The sequence below is a fragment of the Erythrobacter sanguineus genome (genome assembly GCF_900143235.1).
Lineage (GTDB): Bacteria > Pseudomonadota > Alphaproteobacteria > Sphingomonadales > Sphingomonadaceae > Erythrobacter > Erythrobacter sanguineus.
This window is the reverse complement of record NZ_FRDF01000009.1, coordinates 12942-33606: the sequence shown is the minus strand read 5'-3', so window position 1 is coordinate 33606 and position 20665 is coordinate 12942. Positions and strand designations below refer to the sequence as shown.

Here is a 20665-nt window from a genome sequence, read left to right as displayed (position 1 = left end):
GGACTGTTGGCAATCCCCTTCCTTGCCGTTCTTAAGACAGGCGAGCTATCCACTTACATTTCACCAGAGGCATGGCTCGTATCAGCCATAATGTCCCCGATAGTGTTTATCGTAGGCTGCTTCACAGACAACGTCGGAATATGACCCGCCTCACCACCACCTTCGCCGCCGCCCGCCCCGCGCTCGTCTGCTTCATCACCGCAGGCGATGGTGACACGGCGGCCAATCTCGATGCGCTGGTGGAAGCTGGCGCAGACGTGATCGAACTCGGCATGCCCTTCACCGATCCGATGGCCGATGGCCCAGCGATCCAGAGCGCCAATCTGCGCAGCCTTGGCGCGGGCACGACCACCGCTGACGTGCTGCGCTACGCCACCGAATTTCGCGCGCGGCACCCCAATGTGCCGTTGGTGCTGATGGGCTATGCCAACCCGATGGTGCGACGCGGGCCGGAGTGGTTCGCTAATGCCGCTGCCGCTGCGGGCGTTGACGGCGTGATCTGCGTCGACATTCCGCCCGAAGAGGACGACGCGCTCGGCCCGGCATTGCGTGCCAAGGGTATCGCCCCGATCCGCCTCGCCACCCCGACGACCGACGCCGCCCGACTGCCGCAGGTTCTCGCAGGCTCGGAAGGCTTCCTCTATTACGTCTCGGTTGCCGGGATCACCGGCAAGCAGCAGGCCGTGCAGGCCAGCATTGAAGAAGCGGTTGCGCGGCTCAAGCAATCAACCGATCTGCCCATTGCGGTCGGCTTCGGGGTGCGCACGCCCGAACAGGCCGCCGCCATCGCCAATGTGGCTGATGGCGTGGTGGTCGGCTCGGCGTTGGTGGAAATCTGCGGCGAATATGGCGTTGCGGCTCCGGCCAAGCTAAGGGAGCTGACGTCAGCCCTCGCCCAAGCGGTTCACGCCGCCCGACAGGAGCAAGCAACATGAACTGGTTCACCCGCGTCCGTAACTCGATGGGCTTCAGCACCGACAAGAAATCCACCGAGCGTGATCTGTGGATCAAGTGCCCGTCGTGCCAGGAAATGCTGTTCGTGGCCGAGTACGAGGACAACCTTTCAGTCTGCCCGAAATGCGAATATCATGGGCGGATCGGCGCGGATGCGCGGCTAGGGCTGCTGCTCGACCCCGGCTTTGAAGTGCTGCCGCTGCCACGCGTCACCGAAGACCCGCTGCAGTTCAAGGACACCAAGAAATATACCGACCGGTTGAAGGCCGCGCGCGCCGCCAACCCGCATGAGGATGCCTTTGTGGTCGGTTCAGGCACCATCGAAACGCGGCCCGCCGTGGTCGGGGTGCAGGATTTCAGCTTCATGGGCGGATCAATGGGCATGGCTGTGGGACAGGCCTTTTGCGAAGGTGCACAAAAGGCGCTGGATCGCGGCTGCGCCTATATTGTGGTCACCGCCGCAGGCGGGGCGCGGATGCAGGAGGGGATTCTCAGCCTCATGCAGATGCCGCGCGCCACGGTGATGACGCGCAGGCTGAAGCAGGCCGGGCTGCCCTATATCGTGGTGCTGACCGACCCCACCACCGGCGGCGTGACGGCGAGCTATGCCATGCTCGGCGACATCCAAATTGCCGAACCCGGCGCACTGATCGGCTTTGCGGGCCAGCGCGTGATTCAGGACACGATCCGCGAACAGCTGCCCGAAGGCTTCCAGCGCGCCGAATACCTGCACAAGCACGGCATGGTCGACATGGTCGTCCCCCGCCGCGAGTTGAAGGCAACCTTGGGTCAGGTGCTGGATTATCTCCAGCCGGTGAAGGCGGCGTAATCCGCTAGCCTGCCCATGAAACCGCTTGATTTCGGCCGATCCGATGATCCGGCGGTTCAGGCTCAGCTTGACCGGCTGAGCGCGCTGAGCGTGCCGCAGGGGCGGCTGGGGCTGGATACGATCCGTGCCTTGATGGAACGGCTCGGCAATCCGCACCGCGCTCTGCCGCCGGTGTTTCACGTTGCAGGCACCAACGGCAAGGGATCGACCTGCGCGTTTCTGAGGGCGATGCTGGAGGCGCAACGATACCGCGTCCACGTCACCACCTCGCCCCATTTGGTGCGCTACAATGAACGCATCCGGTTGGCGGGAGAGCTGATCTCCGATGCCGAGTTGGCCGCGACCCTCAACGAGGTGCTCGATGCGGGCGAAGACCTCGGCCCCAGCTTCTTCGAGGTCACCATCGCCGCCGCCTTCCTCGCCTTTGCCCGCACGCCCGCCGATGCCTGCGTGGTCGAAGTCGGCATGGGCGGGCGCTTCGATGCGACCAATGTGCTGGAACCAGAGGCGCTCGCCGCCTGCGGGATCGCCGCACTGGGCCTCGATCACGAACGGTTTCTGCTGGCGCCCGATGACGGCGTGCCGAAAGAGCCGATGGCGCGGATCGCGTTTGAAAAGGCCGGGATCGCGAAGCTGGGCGTGCCGCTGGTTGCCATGAACAACGGCGAGAAGCCAAACCGCGAAATCGCGCTTGTGGCCGAGCGCGTTGGCGCGATCCTCGTTGCCCACAACAAGGATTGGTACATCGGTTCGCATAGCGGGTTTCTCGAAGACAGGCTCGGCGAACTCGACCTGCCCTCACCCTCGCTAGTCGGCGAACACCAGATGACGAACGCCGGTCTCGCCGCTGCAATGCTACGTGCTCAGACACGCATTGCGGTATCCGACGATGCGATCCTCAAAGGCGTTCGCGCCGCCCGTTGGCCAGCGCGTATGCAGCGCCTCGGTGAAGGCCCGCTGACCGCGCTCGTTTCTGCGCAGCAGGTCTGGCTCGACGGCGGTCACAACCCGAGCGCAGGAGCGGTGATTGCGGCGCATTTCGACGGCCCGCTCCACCTCGTCATCGGCATGATCGAGGGCAAGGACCCGCGCGCGATCATCGAACCGCTCGGCAAGCGTATCCGCACGCTGACCGTGGTTCCCGTCCCGGGCCATGAGTGCCACCCGGTCGAAGCTTTCGGCGCCAAGGCCCGCGCGGCATCGAATCTGGAGGACGCCCTGCTAGGCGTGTCTTCGGATGATTTCCCGATCCTGATCGCAGGCTCGCTCTACCTCGCGGGCGAGGTGCTGCGGCTCAACGACGAGCTGCCAGATTAAGCGCTACTCTGCCGGTACCACCTCTGGCGTCACCACCCCCGCAGCCCGTCCCTTGCGCGCCTGCCGATACCATTCGGCAAGGCATAGAGCGACCGCGACAAAGCCGATCAGCGTCGTCAGCACGAAGACATCGAAATAGCCGCGATCCTCGATCATCTCGCCCAGCGCCCCGCGCCCCAGCGTCCCCACCAGCAGCGTCAGCGAAGACAGCAGAGCATATTGCACAGCGCTGTACTGCTTCGAAACGATGGAGGAGAGCCACGCAATATAGGCCGCGCCCGCAATCCCGATCGCGAGATTTTCAAACATCACGGTGAAGGTCAGCTTGGCCAGTGCGGGGCTGCCGATCACCGGCACTTGGCTGATCGCCGAGGTGAAGCCCACTGCATCGCTCGCCGCCTGCATCCGCGCCCCGCCGATGGCGAGATCGGCATAGAGCAGGTTTGTCAGCGCCGCGAGCAGCGCGCCCAGTGTCAGCGTCAGCATCCGGCCCAGCACCGTCAGCAGATACCCCCCCAGCGCCAGTCCGGCGATGATCGCCCCCACCCCGAAGAACTTGGAGGCAAAGGCGACTTCGTCATTGGTGTATTCCAGTTCGCCCAGATAGAACGGATAGGCGAAGGTGCCCCAGATCGCATCACAGATCCGGTAGGTCAGCACCAGCGCCAGGATCAGCACGAGGCTCCAGCCCATGCGCCCGACGAACTCCACCAGCGGCAGCACCAGCGCACGATAGAGGTGATCCATCGCGAACCCTGCCCCGGTTGCCGGCGGCGCGTCTTCGGCCAACAGATTGGTGCCGTCGCGCTTTTGCGCCGCCAGCCACCCGGCGATCAGCGCGGGCAGCACCACTGTTGCCACGATGATCCACGGGCCGTACGTCAGCGTGAATTCGGTCGGATTGGGCCGTTGATCGGGCGGAAAAGCGAGCGACATGACCATGAAGGTCAGCACCACGCCGATCGCGCCTGCCCACAGCACCCCCACCAGCGCCAGCGCCCGTGCGCGGATTTCGGGGCGCAGTTCCCCGGCGCTGCGCAGCGCCAGCAGCTGCGCATCCGAGGCGGCATCGTCATCCACATTGCCCACCTTGGTATCGGGCGCGAACAGCCCGAGCGCGCCGATGCCGAGCAGGATCAGCCCCATCAGCGCATAGGTTTCCGGCCAGCCGATCCGCGCGGCAATAATCAGGCCAAAGGCGCCGCCTACCAGCGCGGCGAGGCGATAGCCCATCTGGTAGACGGTCGAGAGAATATCGAGCGTTGCCTTCTCGTCCGCCACGTCGATGCGCCAGGCATTGATGGCAATGTCCTGCGTGGCCGAGGCGAAGGCCCCGATCCCGGCGAGCAGCGAAAACCAGCCGAGCTGGCTCACCGGATCGAGCAGGCTGAGCGTGACCAGAATCCCGCCCAGCAGCAATTGCGCCGGCACCATCCATTGCTTGCGCCGCCCCAGCCGCGAAAAGCCCGCAATATTGACCTTGTCGATCAGCGGCGACCACAGGAACTGAAAGGCATAGGACAGGCCGATCAGCGAAAACACGCCCATCGTTTCAAGGTCAACCTCGGCCTCGGACAACCACGCATAGAGCGTGCCGAGGAACAGCGCGAAGGGCAAGCCGCTGGCAAAGCCGAACAATGCCATATAGCCGGTCTTGCGCTGGCCCATCGCGCGCAACACCGCAGCCCAGCCCGGCTTGCCGCCTTGCGCTTCAGCCATCGATATCGATCCTTGTTCTCATCGCCATTTGCCTGCACCATTAGGCCCGCATGAGAGGATGAGCAAAGAGCGATGAACGCTGCCGCAACAGATATGCCCGATTTGCGTCCGACCGAGGGACAACTCGCACTGGCCGAGGCGATCCGTGAAGGCCGGACCAAGGTGGCAGGCGCCATCCAGACCGTGCCCGCCAGCAACTATACCTGCCCCGATCACTTCGCGCGCGAAAAGGCGGCGCTGTTCGACCGCCTGCCGCAGGTGATCGCGCCTTCCGCGCTGTTGCCCGAACCCGGCATGGCGGTGCCACATGATGCCACCGGCCGCCCGCTGCTGATCACCCGCGATGCCGGGGGCACGGCCCACGTCTTCCTCAATGTCTGCCGCCACCGCGGCACCCGGCTGGTCGAAGGTAATGAGGTGCAATGCGCCAAGCGGCTGGTCTGCCCCTATCATGCCTGGACCTACCGGCTCGACGGCGGGCTGATGGCCCTGCCCCGGCCCGAGACCTTCCCCGGTCTGGACAAGGCCGATCACGGCCTCGTCGAACTGCCCAGCATCGAGGCGGGGGGCCTGATCTGGTTCGCCCCGCAGGCCGATGCCGATTTCAGCCATGCCCGCGCCCTGGGCCATGATCTTGCCGCCTTCGGCATGCCACAAGCGCACCTGTTCCGGCGCAAGACCCATACCGTGAAAGGCAACTGGAAGCTGATCATGGATGCCTTCCTTGAAAGCTATCATGTCACGCGCCTGCATGCCGCCACGATCGGCCCTTTCTTCAAGGACGGGATCACCACCGGCGACCAGATCGGCCCGCACCAACGCTCGGCCGTCGGTCGGCTGGAGGAAATGGCGAGCATCGACCTCACCGATATGGCCGCGCTGCGGCGGGTGGTGACCTTTGCCTACCAGCTCCTGCCCGCGACGATCATCGTTCCCAGTCCTGATTACGTCAACGTGATGGTGCTGATGCCGCAGGCGCATGATCTGACGCTGGTCGAGGATTTCATGCTGATCCCCGAAGCGCCCGCGACCGAAAAGGCGCTGGCCCATTGGGAGCGCAGCTGGAACTTGCTCGATGGCGGGGTGTTCGCCTCTGAAGATTTCCGCGCCGCCGAACTTGGCCAACAGGGCCTTGCGTCAGGCGCGATTGATCACCTGACACTCGGCACGCTCGAAGGCGGGATCGCGCGGTTCGATCAGATCGTGCATGATGCCTTGCAGGCGGCGAACCAGCCTTCGCCCCATTGCTAAGGCGCGGGCAGGAACCTAAGGGCGCACTATGCCCACCGCCCCGCCCCGTTCCGAAAATCGCCCCGAGGGTGATCGTATCGCCAAGCTGCTCGCCCGTGCGGGCGTAGCCAGCCGCCGCGAGGTGGAGCGCATGATCGCCGAAGGGCGCGTGGCGCTGGATGGCAAGGTGCTGGATACCCCCGCAACCATCTTGCCAAACCTTGTCGGCGTGACAGTCGACGGCAATCCCGTGACCGCCGCCGAACCAACGCGACTGTTCGCGTTTCACAAACCCACCGGCCTGATCACCGCAGAGCGCGATCTGGCAGACCGCCCGACGATCTACACCGCGCTGCGCAATGCCCTGCCCAAGGGCGCGCCGCGACTGATCCCGATTGGCCGCCTCGATCTCAACACCGAAGGCCTGCTGCTGCTGACCAATGATGGCGGGTTGAAGCGCATGCTCGAACTGCCGTCTTCCGGCGTGCCGCGCACCTACCGCGCCCGCGCATTTGGTGAAGTCAGCCAGTCGCAACTTGAAGACCTGATCGAAGGCGTGGAAATCGACGGGGTGCGATACGGCGCAATCGACGCCAATCTCGAACGCGGCACGGGCCGCAACGTGTGGGTCGAAATGACCATTACCGAAGGCAAGAACCGCGAAGTCCGCCGCGTGCTCGAACATCTCGGATTGAAGGTCAACCGCCTGATCCGCGTGGGTTATGGCCCCTTCAACCTTGGCGATCTGGGGCGCGGGCAGGCGGTGGAACTGATCGGCAAGCCGGTGGCCCGGTTCCTGTCCGATATCACCGGCGTGCCGATCCCGCGCGGCGGGGTGAAGAAGGCGGAGAAGGCGGAGAAAGCGGAGAGAGCGGAGAGAGCGGAGAAGGAAAAGATCGCGGCCCCGGGCAGACCGCCCCGGCGCGGCCCGCCCAAGCCCGCTGGTCTTGCCAAGCCATCAAGCCCGGCCAAACCCGCCGCTCATGCCAAGCCGTCAGTGCCCGCCAAACCCGCGTTCCCGCGCAAGGGCGCCGCTGATGCTGCCCCGGCGCGCAAAGGCTCAGGCGCTCCGGCAGGATCGCGCGGGCGTTCGCGCAAGCATCCGCCCGCCACCCGCGGAAACACCCCGCGCGGGGGGCGCTGATGCGGGTCGTTGCGGGCGAATGGCGCGGGCGCAAACTGGTGGCACCCAAGGGCGAGGCAACCCGCCCCACGGCCGACCGGATGCGCGAAACGCTGTTTTCGATGCTCACCAGCCGGCTTGGCAGTTTCGAGGAACTGACCGTCGCCGATCTGTTCGCCGGTTCCGGCGCACTGGGGCTGGAGGCGCTGTCACGCGGCGCGGGCAGCTGCCTTTTCGTCGAACAGGATCGCGCCGCGATTGATGCGATCCGCACCAATATCACCGCGCTGGGCGCCGGGCTGCGAGCGCGGGTCGAGGCCGGATCAGCCACCCAGTTGCGCGCCGCCGCCACCCCGTTGGACCTGATCCTCGTCGATCCGCCCTATCGCAGCGGCACAGGCGAAGTTGCGATAGACCGGTTGCTGCGTCTGGGCTGGATCGGGCCGCAGACATGGATCTCGCTGGAAACCGCGGGCAGCGAGGATGTCAGCATCAAGGGGCTGACAATCGAGAGCGAACGCCGGGTTGGCAAGGGCAAGCTCAGCCTGCTCCGGCTCGCCGTGCCTGCTGGCTGAGGCGCGCGGTCGATAAGCCGGCCGAGGTGGCTTGCCCGCGCGGCCATTGTTCCCTACCTGTTCACATGACACGATGAGCACCAACCTGCCTTCTCCCGCGCCCGGACGCGATCCGATCCCCGCTTATGCGGCGCGGCTGAACGAGCCCCAGCGCGCCGCCGTGCTGGCGACCGAAGGCCCGGTGCTGATGCTGGCAGGGGCTGGCACGGGCAAGACCGCTGCGCTCACCGCCCGCCTTGCGCATCTGGTGGCGACCCGGCGGGCCTATCCCTCGCAGATCCTGTGCGTCACCTTCACCAACAAGGCCGCGCGCGAAATGCGCGAGCGTGTGGCGCACCACCTCGGACCGGGGGCGGAAGGCATTCCGTGGCTCGGCACGTTTCATTCGATCTGCGCCAAGATGCTGCGCCGCCATGCCGAACTGGTCGGCCTGCAGCACAATTACACCATCATCGATACCGACGATCAGATCCGCCTGCTGAAGCAGCTGATTGCCGAGGCCGAGCTTGACGAAAAACGCTGGCCCGCACGCCAGCTTGCCGGGCTGATCGACCGCTGGAAGAACCGCGGATTGAATCCGCAGGATTTGGACGCGATCGAGAACGAAGCATACGCCAACGGGCGCGGGACAGCCCTATATGCGCGATATCAGGAACGGTTGCGCGCCCTGAACGCCTGCGATTTTGGCGACCTGTTGCTGCATATGTTGAACATCTTGCGACAACATAATGATATCCTTGCCGATTATCAGCGCCGCTTCCGCTACATCATGGTGGACGAGTATCAGGACACCAACGCAGTGCAATATCTGTGGCTGCGTCTGCTGGCGCAGCAGCACAAGAACATCTGCGTAGTCGGTGACGACGATCAATCGATCTATTCCTGGCGCGGCGCGGAAGTCGCCAATATCCTGAGGTTCGAAAAGGATTTTCCTGGCACCGAGGTGATCCGGCTCGAACAGAATTACCGTTCCACCCCGCATATTCTTGGCGCCGCCTCGGGCCTGATCCGCGCCAATTCGCAGCGCCACGAAAAGACGCTGTGGACCGAGGTCGATGGCGGCGACAAGGTCAAGGTGATCGGCGTGTGGGACGCGCCCGAGGAAGCGCGCCGGGTGGGCGAAGCGATCGAGCGGCTGGAGGCCGAAGGCGTACCGCTGGATCAGGTCGCGATACTGGTGCGCGCGCAATACCAGACCCGCGAGTTCGAAGACCGCTTCATCCAGATCGGGGTCAATTACCGCATCATCGGCGGTTTCCGTTTCTACGAACGCGCCGAAATCCGCGATGCACTTGCCTATCTCAGGCTCGTTGCGCAGCCGCAGGATGATCTCGCGTTTGAACGTATCCATAATCAGCCCAAGCGCGGGCTTGGGGCCAAGGCGCTGGAGGCGATGCACAGCCATGCGCGCCGCACCGGCCTGCCGCTGGCCGCGGCGGCGTTGCAACTGGCCGACAGCGACGATTTGCCCAGGCGTGCGGCCAGCACCATCGGCGGGTTGATGCAGCAATTCCTGCATTGGCGCGAGATGTCCGAAACGTTCAGCCCGGCAGACCTGCTGCGGCTGGTGCTGGAGGAATCAGGTTACAGTGCGATGCTGGCTGCCGACCGTTCGGCGGAAAGCGCGGGGCGCGTCGAAAATCTCTCCGAACTCGCCCGCGCGATGGAGGATTACGACAGCCTCGGCGATTTCCTCGAACATGTCAGCCTCGTGATGGATAATGACCGCGCAAGTGATGGCGAGCGGGTGACAATCATGACGATCCACGCCGCCAAGGGGCTCGAATTCGACAATCTGTTCTGCGTCGGCTGGGAGGAAGGCGTGTTCCCCAGTCAGCGAGCGATCGACGAGGGCGGGCTTGCCTCGCTGGAGGAAGAACGCCGCCTTGCCTATGTCGCGATCACCCGCGCGCGGCGACGCTGCACCATCCTGCATGCCGCCAACCGCCGGATTTACGGCCAGTGGACGAGCAGCATTCCCAGCCGCTTCATCGAGGAACTGCCCGAGGAGCATATCGAGCAGGAAACCACCCTCACCGGCGGTGCTTCGCTATGGCGGGCGAACTGGAGCGAGCAGGAAGATCCCTTCGCCCATGTCGCGCGCGACCGGCCTGACCGCGCCCAGCAACGCGGCCCCGGCTGGCAGCGGGCTTTGACTTCGGGATATGACACCAAGCCAGCGCGGGTGCGCGAGAACACGCGGTCAGCCGCCAGCTTCGCCGCCCCCGCCCGCAGCGACATCGCGATTGGCGCGATGGTCGCCCACGACAAATTCGGCACCGGCTGCGTGATCGATCAGGAAGGCAACAAGCTTACCATCCTGTTCGAGGATGCAGGCGAAAAGCGGGTGCTGGACAGCTTTGTGAAGCTGGCGGGCTGACCTCAGCCAAAACCCACATCAAGAAAGCTCGGGCGCGGGCCGTTCCATTCACCCGGCGGCACGGACTCATCATCTTCGTGTTGACGGCGGGCGCGCGGTTTGCGCTCGGCAGGTTCCTCTGCGCGTTCGGCGCGCTCGCGGCGCGGCTTGGCGGGACGATCTGCCGCAGGTTCGGCGCGCTCCTCACGCGGCGAACGGTCTTCACGCGCACGGCGCGGTTTTCTGGCCGGGCGCTCTTCGCGTTCCTCGGTCGGTTCCTCAGCCTTGCTGGCTTTGGCGGTCGCTTCGGCGGAAGCTTCGGCCTTGGCGAGTGCTTCGCTGAGGTCGACCCGCACATCATCCTTGCCGAACACCTTGATCGCGCTGCCGGTCAGCTTTTCGACATTGCTGATCGCCTCGGCATCTTCTTCGGATACGAAGGTGAAGGCCCGGCCCTTGGCCCCGGCGCGGCCCGTGCGGCCGATGCGGTGGACGTAGTCATCCGGGTGCCAAGGCGTGTCGAAGTTGAAGACGTGGGACACGCCCTTGATATCCAGTCCGCGCGCCGCAACGTCCGATGCGACGAGGATATTCACCTCGCCGGCCTTGAAGCGTTCCAGTTCCTTGATCCGGCTTGACTGGTCCATATCGCCGTGGATTTCCGACGACCTGAAACCGAAGCGGGTCAGGCTCTGATTCAAGTCGCGCACCGTGGTCTTCCGGTTGGCGAAGATGATGGCGGTTTCGACCAGATCGTTCTCAAGGAACCAGCGCAGCGTGTCCTTTTTCGACCGCGACTTCACCGGCACCTTGAAGGCGGTGATATCGGCATTGGTCGATGCAGCGCGGCTGACTTCGATCCGCTTGGGGTTGTTGAGAAACTTCTTGGCCAGCTTCTCGATCGGTGGCGGCATCGTGGCCGAAAACAGCATGGTCTGGCGGGTTTCGGGAAGCTTGGAACAGATGAACTCGATATCCGGGATGAACCCCATGTCGAGCATCCGGTCAGCTTCGTCGATCACCAGCAATTCGCAGCCGTTGAGCATGATTTTGCCGCGTTCGAACAGATCCATCAAACGGCCCGGGGTGGCGATCAGCACGTCGACCCCGTCGGACAGCGCCTTCAGCTGGTCACCCATCTGCACGCCGCCGATCAGCAGCGCCATCTTGAGATCGTGGTTCGCCCCGTATTTCTCGAAATTCTCGGCCACCTGCGCAGCGAGTTCACGGGTCGGCTCAAGGATCAGCGAACGCGGCATCAGCGCGCGCCGGCGACCGGCGGCCATGACATCGATCATCGGCAACACGAAGCTTGCCGTCTTGCCGGTGCCGGTCTGGGCGATGCCGATGAGGTCCCTCATCATCAGCACGGTGGGGATCGCCTGGGCCTGGATTGCGGTCGGCGTGGTGTAGCCCGCGTCCTCCACGGCTTTGAGCAATTCGGGCGAAAGGCCGAGATCGGCGAAGGTCATGCTTGGCGATATGTCCGGATAAGCGGGCAGACGGGCTGCCGGGATTGCTGGCCTGCGCGTGCCAATGGCGGCGCTGGCCAGCGGCGCGTTTCCCTCAATCGGGTGCAAAAGTCAAGGAATCGCGCACGTGCCGGCGCAGAGGCTTCAGTTGCGCACTTCGACCAGCTGGCGCATCACCTCGACCTCGCAGCGCATCCCGGTGCGGGACTGTAGCTTGTCGCGCTCTACACAAAGGCGGCCGTCCTTGTTCCGCTCGACATAGAAGCCCGAATAGAAATCGCGCGCTCGGCAGGATTTCTCCAGATTGAGCGAGATCATCCGCTCGTCGCGCAGGAACAGGACAAGGCGGTTGCCGCTGCCCGTCTGCACTCCGGCAATGCCTTCAAGCGGGACGCATTTTTCCTTGCGCGCTTCTTCGAAACGGGGGGCAATGGCGCGCTGTGGCAGCTGCGCGAGCATGTCCTGCCGCGCAGCCGGCGGCTGCGGCGCGATCCGGATCACCACACGCTGTTCGATCCGCACCTGCCGCGCACTCTGCTGTGCTCGCAGCGCCGATAGCGGATTGACCCGCGGCGTATCCGACAGCCCGGCGGCCTCGCATTGCGGTGCGGAAGCCGCTGCGGTTCCTGCCGGCCACTCCCCTTGCAAAGGCGCACCCCCGTCCGCCGCCAGCGGCAGCATAAGCGCCAGTGGCGCTGTCAGGGCAAGCAGGCTGTGCATGGCGGCTGAAGCTTCCTCCTCAAAGTGCCAGAGCGGCCCGACAGGCGCGGCTCTGCACAAGTGCACGCCTAATGCCGGCAATTGAACCCCGGCTTAACTCGCGTGCGGCGCAACGCAAAACCTCTGGCACAATTGCAGCAGACTGTGGCATGGGCGCAACAATGACCCTGCCCTCTCCAGCCACCAGCTTTCTTGAAGAAGCCACCAACCTGCTTGGCCAGCGCGGTCTTACCAGCGATCCGGAACTGGTGGAAACGTGGCTGACCGACTGGCGCGGGCGCTACACCGGGCGCGCGCTGGCGATGGCATCGCCCGCTTCGACAGCGCAGCTTGCCGCGCTGGTGAAATTGTGCGCCGCGCACCGCGTGCCGATCGTGCCGCAGGGGGGCAATAGCGGCATGGCTGGCGGCGCCACCCCGGATGATAGCGGCAACGCGCTGCTGCTGTCGTTGCGGCGGATGGACCGGATCCGCGCGATCGACCGGGATGCCGGGCAGGTGGTGTGCGAGGCCGGTGTGATCCTCCAGCATCTGCACGAAGCGGCAGATGAGGCCGGGATGCGCTTTGCCCTGACCTTGGGCGGCAAGGGTTCGGCGACCATCGGAGGGCTGGTCTCGACCAATGCCGGCGGCACGCAGGTGCTGCGCCACGGCACGATGCGCGCGCAGGTGCTGGGACTTGAGGCCGTGCTGGCCAATGGTGAGGTGTTCGACGCCCTGACCCCGCTCAAGAAAGACAATCGCGGGTTTGATCTCAAACAGTTGCTGATCGGGTCAGAAGGCACGCTGGGAATCGTCACGGCGGCAACCCTCCGGCTGCTACCCGCGTCCAACGGGCGGGTGACGGCGTGGACGGGCCTTGCCGCGATCACCGATGCGCGCGCCCTGCTGCGCCGGGTCGAACGCGATCTGGGCGAAGCGCTCGAAGGCTTCGAGGTGGTGCCTGCCCATTGCCTCGACAGCGTGCTTGCCCACCAGCCCGCAGCGCGCGCCCCGCTTGCCGGACGCCATCACTGGAATGCGTTGATAGAATGCGTCTCGTCCAGCGCCGACAGCAGCGACTTGCGAGACAAGCTCGAAACCAGCCTTGCCGCGGCGATGGAGGAAGGGCTGCTTGATGACGCGGCAATCGCCGCCAATGAGCGGCAGGCAGAGGATTTCTGGCATCTGCGCGATTCGATTTCAGCTGCGGAACGCGCGCTTGGCCCGGCGATGCAGCACGATATCTCAGTGCCAGTCGAAAAAATGCCCGAGTTCATCCTCGCCGCCAGCCCGCTGATCGAGGCCGCATTTCCCGGCACGCAGGCGGTCGCCTTTGGTCATCTGGGCGACGGCAATGTCCATTTTCATGTACTCGCCCCAGCGGCGGCGGTGCGCGGTGAATGGGAGGAGGCCGAAGGCAAGGCAGTCAGCGCGCGGGTCCATGATCTGGTGTGCGAATGGGGCGGATCGATCAGCGCCGAACACGGGATCGGGCAGATGAAGGTCGATGAACTCGCCCGCCTGCACGATCCGGTCGCGCTTTCGCTGATGCGCAGCGTCAAGCAGGCGCTCGATCCGGACGGGCTGCTCAATCCGGGCAAGCTGATTGCCGCCGACCCCACGGCTTGCACCTGAGGCCGCAAACGCCTACAGGCCGCCGCGTTCGGCGGGGGGAGCCTGCCGCAGGGATCAACCCGCAACTGATTTTTCTCGGAGACGATGTCATGGCCAGCGCGCCGCAACCGCAACTTCCGCTGTTCTACAAGGACCTACTGCCGCTCAACAGCCGCGACCATGCCGACTGGAAGGTCGGCACCATGGAAAACGCTGCGTTTCTGGCCGAAACCCACGCCGTTCCGCTGACCTCGGACGAATTCATCGACGCTCAGCGCCACTTTCCGATCGTCTTCACCGCAGGCGAGAATCCGCTTCCGATCGCGCTGTTCGGGCTCAACGAAGGCGTCAACACCTTCATCGGCGACGACAAGAAACTGGTTAGCGAAATCTATGTCCCGGCCTATGTGCGGCGCTATCCCTTCATCCTGGCAAGACTGCATCAGGACAGCGATGAAATGTCGTTGTGCTTTGATCCGACTGTCAGTGTGGTCGGCAAGCATGCCGAGGGCGTCGAACTGTTCGACGCGCAAGCCGAGCCAACCGAATATACCAAGGGCGTACTCGATTTCTGCCGCCGTTTCGAGGAAGCCGGCCAGCGCACCAAAGCTTTCATGGATGAGCTCGGCAAGCTTGATATCATGATGGACGGTGAAATCTCGATCACCCGCAATGACGAACCCGACAAGCCGTTTGTCTATCGCGGCTTCCGGATGGTGGACGAAAGCAAGCTGCGCGATCTTCCGACCGAAAAGCTTGAGGCGCTGATCAAGAACGGGATGCTGGTCCTGATTCACGCCCACCTTTTCTCGATGAACCTGATGCGCAACATCTTCCAGCGTCAGGTCGGCATGGGCCTGCTGCCGACGCCGGATGCGACGGTAAACTGACAATCAGGCCGCGGCCCTCGTCAAGGCGAGGGCCGCGCCGACAGAGCGAGAAGCACCGCGCAGCGCGGGCAGCATTCTTGAAAAAGGCCGCCACATTCCCATATCATTGGCACTGGCAGCGCACCTTTTGCGCCGGCCAGTGAGGCGCTGACAAAAGCGCAATTCCCCTGAACCTTGACCACCTCGCGCTGTCCCCCTCATGCGGCGAGGTGGTTTCTTGTCGTTCCCTCCCCAACGCACGAAGGCATGAAGGCACGCATCGGGCCTATTCGGCGGCCTGCAAAACAGCTTCGCCCCCGCCAAGCAGCGCAGTCTCCGCGCCGATCACGCGCACCAGCGATCCAAGCAGTGTGGCCATTGCGTCCATCCCCTCACCCGGTTCAGCCAGTCGGCGATCAAGGTAGGTCGCCCGGCAGACCTCGACCTGCAATGCATGGATGCCCCGCTCCGGCGCGCCGTGACGATCGAGCACATAGCCGCCCGAATAGGGCCGGTTCTGGGCTGCCGGGCAGCCCTGCGCCTCAAGGTGCAGCAGTGCGCGCCCCATCAGGCCGTGGTGGCAGGAGACTCCAAACCGGTCACCCAGCACGATCTGTGGCGCCTGTTCCTCACCCTCGGCAGCGCGCAGCGGGGGCATCGAATGCAAGTCGATCAGCAGCGCCGCGCCCCAGCCAGCGCGGATCCGCGAAAGTTCCGCGCCGACAAATTCGTGATAGGCGCGGTGGATACCCGCAATCCGCGCGTCGAGTTCGGTCCGGCCAAGACGTCCGCGCCAGATCTCGCCCGATCCGGGCAGGCGCCGCGGCACCAGCCCCAGCCCACTGCGGGCGCGGTGGTTTCCGCCCTGCCCCGCCACTTGCCGGAGCCCGAGATCTTCGGGCCTGCCGCCTTCGACCATGTCCCAGTCGATATCGTCCTCGGCACGGTTGAGATCGAGCACGGCGCGCGGGGCATGGGCCACCAGCAACGCGGCCCCCGTCGCCTGCGCGATGGCGTGGCCGAGCCGGTCGACCAGCCGGTCCTCCAGCCGCAATTGGGCGCCATGCGGATCGCGCATGCGCGCCAGCACATGCGGCGGATAGGCGCGTCCGGCATGGGGCACGGCCACCAGCACCGGCAGGCGCATCCGGTGCGGAGCAATGTAGGAAAACGCCGCGCTGCCCGCGAGACCCGGCACGCTGCCGCCGCTCAGGCCGGGGCCCTTGTCCGAAACGGGACGGCCAGGATCGGGCATATCCAGAGAAAATCGCGACATTTCGATGACCTTGCTGACGGCTTTGGGCGCGCCTGTCAAAGCCTCATCGCGTGAAAAGTTCTGCGAAAACTTCGCGGGGACGGCTTGCCGTCACCACGGACAAAGATTTCTTAAGCCGGGGCTGCTAACACACTTGCCATGACCGTCACCAATGCCCCCCACATCCTGCTTGCCGAAGACGAAGAGGCGATGCGCACCTATCTCGAGCGCGCGCTGACCAATGCCGGTTACCGGGTGAGCGCTGTCGACCGCGGCACCGAGGCGATCCCGCTGCTGGAAAGCGGCGATTTCGATCTGCTGTTGTCGGACATCGTCATGCCCGAGATGGACGGCATCGAACTGGCCCAGCGCTGCGCCGAAATTTCTCCGCGCACCAAGGTCATGTTCATCACCGGTTTTGCCGCCGTCAGCTTGCGCGCCAGCCGCGAACAGCCCAGCGCCAAGGTGCTGTCCAAGCCGTTCCACCTGCGTGACCTCGTGCTGGAAGTTGAGCGGGCGTTCGAGGAAGCAGGATAGGCCGATTTTCCGAATCGCTTGCACCTTGGCGGGGGCTGCGATAAAGGGCCGCTCCGCTCTCGACAGGGCGGCGATCCGATGGTGCGGGCGTATAGCTCAGTGGTAGAGCACTATGTTGACATCGTAGGGGTCGCAAGTTCAATCCTTGCTACGCCCACCATCGTACTGCCGCTTGGCGCGAAACAGCCCCGCAACTCCATAGAGTTGGCGGGGTTTTTCTTTGCCTGGCGTCGGCCGGAAGCGATCCTTCGCGATCCTGCCTGAATCACTGGAAAACTCGGCCCTGCGCCTTTGCGCTGGCCTGCACCCTGCCTAAGCCGGACGCGTGAGCGCACAGATCGACATCGGCCGGGACACAAACGGGCAGAGCATCTTCATCGATCTGGAGGAGCTGCTTGCGACGCGTTTACTCGTGCAGGGCAATTCCGGGTCGGGCAAGTCGCACCTGCTGCGCCGCCTGCTGGAGGAATGCGCCGGGATGGTGCAGCAGGTGGTGATCGATCCCGAAGGCGATTTTGTCACCCTGGCGGATCATTTCGGCCATGTGGTGATCGATGGTGCCGCCTATTCGCCCAAGGAGATCGAGATGCTGGCCGGGCGGGTGCGCCAGCACCGCGCCTCGGTGGTGCTGGCGCTGGAGGAACTGGAGGTCGAACAGCAGATCCGCTGCGCCGCATTGTTTCTGACCGCGCTGTTCGATGCCCCGCGCGAACATTGGTATCCGGCGCTGGTGGTGGTTGACGAGGCGCAGATGTTCGCCCCTGCCGCGGCCGGCGAAATGAACGATGACACCCGCCGGATGACGCTTTCGGCGATGACCAACCTGATGTGCCGTGGGCGCAAGCGCGGGCTGGCCGGCATCGTCGCCACCCAGCGGCTCGCCAAGCTGGCCAAGAATGTCGCCGCCGAAGCCTCGAACTTCCTGATGGGGCGCACCTTTCTCGACATCGACATGCAGCGCGCGGCAGATCTGCTCGGCATGGACCGTCGGCAGGCCGAGCGGATCAGGGATCTGCAGCGCGGGCAGTTCCTCGGGCTTGGCCCCGCGGTCAGCCGTCGTCCGGTCGCTGTCCATGTCGGGGCGGTGCGCACGGGTGGCAAGAATGCGGCGCAGGTGCTGCTTCCCCTGCCCGATGCCCCGGGCGATGAGATGGAAGCCTTGCTGACCAACCGGCTGATGGAAGCCGCAGCAGCCGATCAGCCCGCACGCCGGCCCGCGCCGCCGCCACGTCCGGCGGTCGATCTGGAACAGGCCCTGACCGCCGCGCCGGTGGCGAAACAGGCTGAAACGCCGCCCGCGCCGAAACCTGCCGCGCCATCTCAGCCGCCGCGGTCTGCGGCCGAAGCAGCGCAAGAGACACCCGACGTCATGACCGTGACACGCGAACTTGCCTCCAGCGAGGGCGCAACCTTCCGGCCCGCTGCGGCGCTGTTCCGCGATTTCGCCATCCGCTGCCGTCAGCGCGGCATCGCCAGCGCGCATGTGGATCTTGTCGCTTTTCGCCGCCTGTTCGCCTTTGCGCTTGCGGGGCTCGACCGGCTCGACCCGCACAGGCGCGCTCTGGTCGAGGGCATGGCCGGGAAGGTCGGCGAAGATGTGCTTGCCCCCTATCTGGCGCTTGTTGTTGCCGCGGCGACCGGCGACGCGATGCCGCAAGAACACGAGCTGGCCCGGCTTTACGGCAGCTCCTCACCCAGCCGGGTGCGCCGCCTGCTCGATCATCTCGAACGCGCCGGGCTGATCGTGGTGCGCGAGGATTTCGGCGGCGAGCGCAGCATTACCGTTCCGGGCATTGCTGCGCTGACGGCGCCTGGCGAAACCGCCTGACATAACGGGCCGTGCCTTTCGTCGGACCGCAATGCCCCTTGGCCGAGACACAGGCGAAAAACGCATCGACATTGCATCGCAATTGCGCTGATAGGATGGTGATGAAAAAGGCCTGCCATAAAATGTTCCGGGCGCAAGCCAAGGCCTTGCTGCCCTTGCTCGGCTTGGGTCTTTCCACGCCGCTTTGGGCAGAAAATTTCGCGGCTTTCTCCGATCCGGACTCTGCGGCGGAGGACAACGAAGAAGGTCAGACTGGAACTGCGGCGGCAGGAACCACGCGCAGCACCTTTGCACCCGATGATTTCGCCCGGTTCGCGCCGCGCAGCGCGCTTGACATGGCGCGGCAGGTTCCCGGATTTTCGATCCGCGCGGGCGACGGCGCACGCGGGCTGGGACAAGCGGATACCAATGTTCTGATCAACGGTCGGCGCATTTCGGGCAAATCCAATGGTCCGGTCGAGGCGCTACAGCGCATCCCGGTCGAAGACGTGGTAAGGCTGGAGCTGGTCGACGGGGCCAGTCTGGATATCGGCGGCTTGAGCGGACAGGTGCTGAATGTCGTCACCAGTTCGAGCGGTCGCATCGCTGGCCAGTTCCGGCTCGCCCCGCAATTCCGCAGCAAAGGCACGCCCGGGCAATTCCTCGATGGTTCGGTCGCAATTGCGGGCGGCGGTGCCAAGACCGACTGGACGCTGGCGCTGGAAAACGATTCCAATCGGCGCGGCGATCAGGGGATCGAACGGGTGTTCGATGGAGCGGGCGCGCTGATCGATATCCGTGACGAAAAGGCCAATTTCAATTCCGACCGGGTCGGGCTTTCCGGATCGTTCACCCGCATCGCCGACAATGGCAATGTGCTGAACCTGACCGGACAGGTGCAAGGCTTCATCTTTCGCGAAACCGAATTGTCGCAGCAGGCCGGGCCGGGCTTTGCGGTCGACCGGGTACGCACCTTCCGCAACCGCGAGGACGAATTCAATTTTGAACTTGGCGCGGATTACCAGTTTGCCGTCGGCCCCGGACAGCTCAAGCTGATCGGCTATCACCGCTATGAGGACAGCCCTTTCGTTTCGCTGGTGCTGACCGAATTCGCCGATGACAGCGCACCGCAGGGCAGTGCCTTCACCCGCGATGCCGATGAGGGCGAAACGATTTTGCGTTCCGAATACAACATCGCCGCGGCCGGCGGAAACCTTGTCGCAGCGGTGGAGGGGGTGCGCAATTTCCTCGATATCGCCTCCGCGCTGGAAGTGCGCGATGGTGCCGGCGTGCTCCGGCCGGTGGTGCTGCCCGGCGCTTCGGCGCGGGTGGATGAAGATCGCGCCGATGCCGGGCTGACCTACAGCCGCCCGCTGCTGCCATCGCTGCAATTGCAGCTTTCGGCAGGCGGCGAATATTCGCGCATCAGCCAGAGCGGACCTTTGGGGCAGACCCGCAGTTTCTGGCGGCCAAAGGGATTTGCCGCGCTCGACTGGAAGGCCAGCCCGGCGCTCAATCTGGCGGGACGGGTCGAACGGGTGGTGGGGCAGCTCAATTTCTTCGATTTCATCGCCACAGTCGATCTCAATCAGGAACGCGAAGATGTGACCAACGCCGATCTGGTTCCGCCGCAAAGCTGGAACTACGAGATCGAGGCAAGCCTGCGGCTGGGCGCGCTGGGCAATGTGAACCTGCTCGGATTCTACGAAGACATTACCGATATTGTCGATCAGATCCCGATTGCGGGCGGCGGACAGGCGCCCGGCAACCTGCCATCGGCCCAGCGCTATGGCATTACCGGTGATTTCACCCTTTTATCTGACCCGATCGGTTGGAAGGGGACGCGGCTCGATCTGAGCTTTGCCCTGCGGGACAGCGATGTCATCGATCCGTTGATTGGAAACAGGCGCCGGCTTTCCAGCACGGTGATCACCGAATTTCGCACCGATATCCGGCATGATTTCGGCGGTACCGCCTGGGCCATGGGCGGGAATGCAACCTGGCAAGACAATGCGCCATCGGTGCGGCTCGATGAAATCTCGCTGCGGACCGAGACATTCGGCTTTGCCTCGATGTTCGTGGAAAACAAGGATGTCGCCGGAATGACCATGCGGGCCAGCGCCGCCAACCTGCTCGACCGCCGCAATCTGTTCGAACGCACGATCTTTACCGACCGGGCGGCAGGCGAGATTGCGTTTACCGAACGGCGCTCGCGCGATTTCGGCATGATCTTCACGCTGGCGGTCGAGGGCTCGTTCTAGCCTTTACCTTGGCGGAGCAGATTCGTAAGCCGATCGCCCGATA

General features: G+C 64.5%; 16 protein-coding genes and 1 tRNA gene. 13 read left to right on the top strand and 4 right to left on the bottom strand.

The genetic code is table 11. The features are described from left to right. Positions 1-140 precede the first annotated feature (140 nt). The 3 genes from trpA to BUA05_RS08545 are packed head-to-tail and all read left to right on the top strand — an operon-like array spanning position 141 to position 3100. The gene (trpA, locus tag BUA05_RS08555) at positions 141-935 is read left to right on the top strand and encodes a tryptophan synthase subunit alpha (RefSeq protein WP_072674256.1); all 795 of its coding nucleotides are present in this window, start codon (positions 141-143) and stop codon (positions 933-935) included. Continuing rightward, the gene (gene accD, locus BUA05_RS08550; protein WP_072674255.1) at positions 932-1783 is read left to right on the top strand and encodes an acetyl-CoA carboxylase, carboxyltransferase subunit beta; all 852 of its coding nucleotides are present in this window, start codon (positions 932-934) and stop codon (positions 1781-1783) included. Before trpA ends, accD begins: the two co-directional genes overlap by 4 nt. 15 nt (positions 1784-1798) lie before the next feature. Next, positions 1799-3100: a bifunctional folylpolyglutamate synthase/dihydrofolate synthase gene (locus BUA05_RS08545; protein ID WP_072674254.1), complete on the top strand. Its 1302-nt coding sequence runs from the start codon at positions 1799-1801 to the stop codon at positions 3098-3100. 3 nt (positions 3101-3103) lie between these two features. Here BUA05_RS08545 and BUA05_RS08540 read toward each other — a convergent pair whose 3' ends face one another. After that, positions 3104-4819, bottom strand: coding sequence for an AmpG family muropeptide MFS transporter (locus tag BUA05_RS08540; RefSeq protein ID WP_072674253.1), 1716 nt, complete (start codon positions 4817-4819; stop codon positions 3104-3106). Positions 4820-4912: 93 nt separating this feature from the next. On the opposite strand from BUA05_RS08540, the gene BUA05_RS08535 reads away from it, so the two are divergent. The 4 genes from BUA05_RS08535 (at position 4913) to BUA05_RS08520 (ending at position 10127) form a co-directional block, all read left to right on the top strand. Next, entirely contained in the window at positions 4913-6070 is a 1158-nt protein-coding gene (locus tag BUA05_RS08535) for an aromatic ring-hydroxylating oxygenase subunit alpha (RefSeq protein WP_245790144.1), read from the top strand. A 28-nt stretch (positions 6071-6098) separates the two neighbouring features. Continuing rightward, entirely contained in the window at positions 6099-7193 is a 1095-nt protein-coding gene (locus BUA05_RS08530) for a pseudouridine synthase (protein WP_245790143.1), read from the top strand. After that, positions 7193-7747: a 16S rRNA (guanine(966)-N(2))-methyltransferase RsmD gene (gene rsmD, locus BUA05_RS08525; RefSeq protein WP_072674251.1), complete on the top strand. Its 555-nt coding sequence runs from the start codon at positions 7193-7195 to the stop codon at positions 7745-7747. The genes BUA05_RS08530 and rsmD overlap by 1 nt, the downstream gene beginning before the upstream one ends. Positions 7748-7820: 73 nt before the next feature. Further along, positions 7821-10127, top strand: coding sequence for an ATP-dependent helicase (locus BUA05_RS08520; protein WP_072674250.1), 2307 nt, complete (start codon positions 7821-7823; stop codon positions 10125-10127). A 2-nt stretch (positions 10128-10129) separates the two neighbouring features. Here the strand turns inward: BUA05_RS08520 and BUA05_RS08515 are convergent, their stop codons facing one another. Both BUA05_RS08515 and BUA05_RS08510 read right to left on the bottom strand, forming a co-directional pair. Further along, the gene (locus tag BUA05_RS08515) at positions 10130-11578 is read right to left on the bottom strand and encodes a DEAD/DEAH box helicase (RefSeq protein WP_072674249.1); all 1449 of its coding nucleotides are present in this window, start codon (positions 11576-11578) and stop codon (positions 10130-10132) included. A 144-nt stretch (positions 11579-11722) separates the two neighbouring features. Further along, positions 11723-12298: a hypothetical protein gene (locus tag BUA05_RS08510; RefSeq protein WP_072674248.1), complete on the bottom strand. Its 576-nt coding sequence runs from the start codon at positions 12296-12298 to the stop codon at positions 11723-11725. A 161-nt stretch (positions 12299-12459) separates the two neighbouring features. Here BUA05_RS08510 and BUA05_RS08505 point away from each other — a divergent pair, with 161 nt between their 5' ends. Both BUA05_RS08505 and BUA05_RS08500 read left to right on the top strand, forming a co-directional pair. Continuing rightward, positions 12460-13914 carry an FAD-binding oxidoreductase gene (locus tag BUA05_RS08505; RefSeq protein ID WP_084662547.1) on the top strand — a complete coding sequence of 485 codons (1455 nt, stop codon included), beginning with the start codon at positions 12460-12462 and terminating at the stop codon, positions 13912-13914. Positions 13915-14003: 89 nt separating this feature from the next. Then, positions 14004-14783, top strand: coding sequence for a SapC family protein (locus BUA05_RS08500; protein WP_072674246.1), 780 nt, complete (start codon positions 14004-14006; stop codon positions 14781-14783). Positions 14784-15048: 265 nt separating this feature from the next. Here BUA05_RS08500 and BUA05_RS08495 read toward each other — a convergent pair whose 3' ends face one another. Next, positions 15049-16038, bottom strand: coding sequence for an N-formylglutamate amidohydrolase (locus BUA05_RS08495; RefSeq protein ID WP_084662561.1), 990 nt, complete (start codon positions 16036-16038; stop codon positions 15049-15051). A gap of 138 nt (positions 16039-16176) precedes the next feature. On the opposite strand from BUA05_RS08495, the gene cpdR reads away from it, so the two are divergent. The 4 genes from cpdR to BUA05_RS08475 all read left to right on the top strand — a co-directional run bounded on the left by cpdR (position 16177) and on the right by BUA05_RS08475 (position 20622). Then, positions 16177-16554, top strand: coding sequence for a cell cycle two-component system response regulator CpdR (cpdR, locus tag BUA05_RS08490; RefSeq protein ID WP_072674245.1), 378 nt, complete (start codon positions 16177-16179; stop codon positions 16552-16554). Positions 16555-16639: 85 nt separating this feature from the next. Next, positions 16640-16714, top strand: a tRNA-Val gene (locus tag BUA05_RS08485). Between the two features lie 165 nt (positions 16715-16879). Then, positions 16880-18382, top strand: a complete 1503-nt coding sequence (locus BUA05_RS08480) for an ATP-binding protein (protein ID WP_072674244.1) — start codon at positions 16880-16882, stop codon at positions 18380-18382. 122 nt (positions 18383-18504) lie between these two features. After that, entirely contained in the window at positions 18505-20622 is a 2118-nt protein-coding gene (locus BUA05_RS08475) for a TonB-dependent receptor plug domain-containing protein (RefSeq protein ID WP_158093701.1), read from the top strand. Positions 20623-20665: the final 43 nt, after the last annotated feature.

What these genes read in the sequence shown, in the direction of transcription:
- accD (WP_072674255.1), top strand. Translation starts at nt 932, where the DNA reads ATGAACTGGTTCACCCGCGTCCGTAACTCGATGGGCTTCAGCACCGAC.
- trpA (WP_072674256.1), top strand. Translation starts at nt 141, where the DNA reads ATGACCCGCCTCACCACCACCTTCGCCGCCGCCCGCCCCGCGCTCGTC.
- BUA05_RS08535 (WP_245790144.1), top strand. Translation starts at nt 4,913, where the DNA reads ATGCCCGATTTGCGTCCGACCGAGGGACAACTCGCACTGGCCGAGGCG.
- BUA05_RS08520 (WP_072674250.1), top strand. Translation starts at nt 7,821, where the DNA reads ATGAGCACCAACCTGCCTTCTCCCGCGCCCGGACGCGATCCGATCCCC.
- BUA05_RS08515 (WP_072674249.1), bottom strand. Translation starts at nt 11,578, where the DNA reads ATGACCTTCGCCGATCTCGGCCTTTCGCCCGAATTGCTCAAAGCCGTG.
- BUA05_RS08545 (WP_072674254.1), top strand. Translation starts at nt 1,799, where the DNA reads ATGAAACCGCTTGATTTCGGCCGATCCGATGATCCGGCGGTTCAGGCT.
- cpdR (WP_072674245.1), top strand. Translation starts at nt 16,177, where the DNA reads ATGACCGTCACCAATGCCCCCCACATCCTGCTTGCCGAAGACGAAGAG.
- BUA05_RS08500 (WP_072674246.1), top strand. Translation starts at nt 14,004, where the DNA reads ATGGCCAGCGCGCCGCAACCGCAACTTCCGCTGTTCTACAAGGACCTA.
- rsmD (WP_072674251.1), top strand. Translation starts at nt 7,193, where the DNA reads ATGCGGGTCGTTGCGGGCGAATGGCGCGGGCGCAAACTGGTGGCACCC.
- BUA05_RS08510 (WP_072674248.1), bottom strand. Translation starts at nt 12,298, where the DNA reads ATGCACAGCCTGCTTGCCCTGACAGCGCCACTGGCGCTTATGCTGCCG.
- BUA05_RS08475 (WP_158093701.1), top strand. Translation starts at nt 18,505, where the DNA reads ATGTTCCGGGCGCAAGCCAAGGCCTTGCTGCCCTTGCTCGGCTTGGGT.
- BUA05_RS08505 (WP_084662547.1), top strand. Translation starts at nt 12,460, where the DNA reads ATGACCCTGCCCTCTCCAGCCACCAGCTTTCTTGAAGAAGCCACCAAC.
- BUA05_RS08530 (WP_245790143.1), top strand. Translation starts at nt 6,099, where the DNA reads ATGCCCACCGCCCCGCCCCGTTCCGAAAATCGCCCCGAGGGTGATCGT.
- BUA05_RS08495 (WP_084662561.1), bottom strand. Translation starts at nt 16,038, where the DNA reads ATGTCGCGATTTTCTCTGGATATGCCCGATCCTGGCCGTCCCGTTTCG.
- BUA05_RS08540 (WP_072674253.1), bottom strand. Translation starts at nt 4,819, where the DNA reads ATGGCTGAAGCGCAAGGCGGCAAGCCGGGCTGGGCTGCGGTGTTGCGC.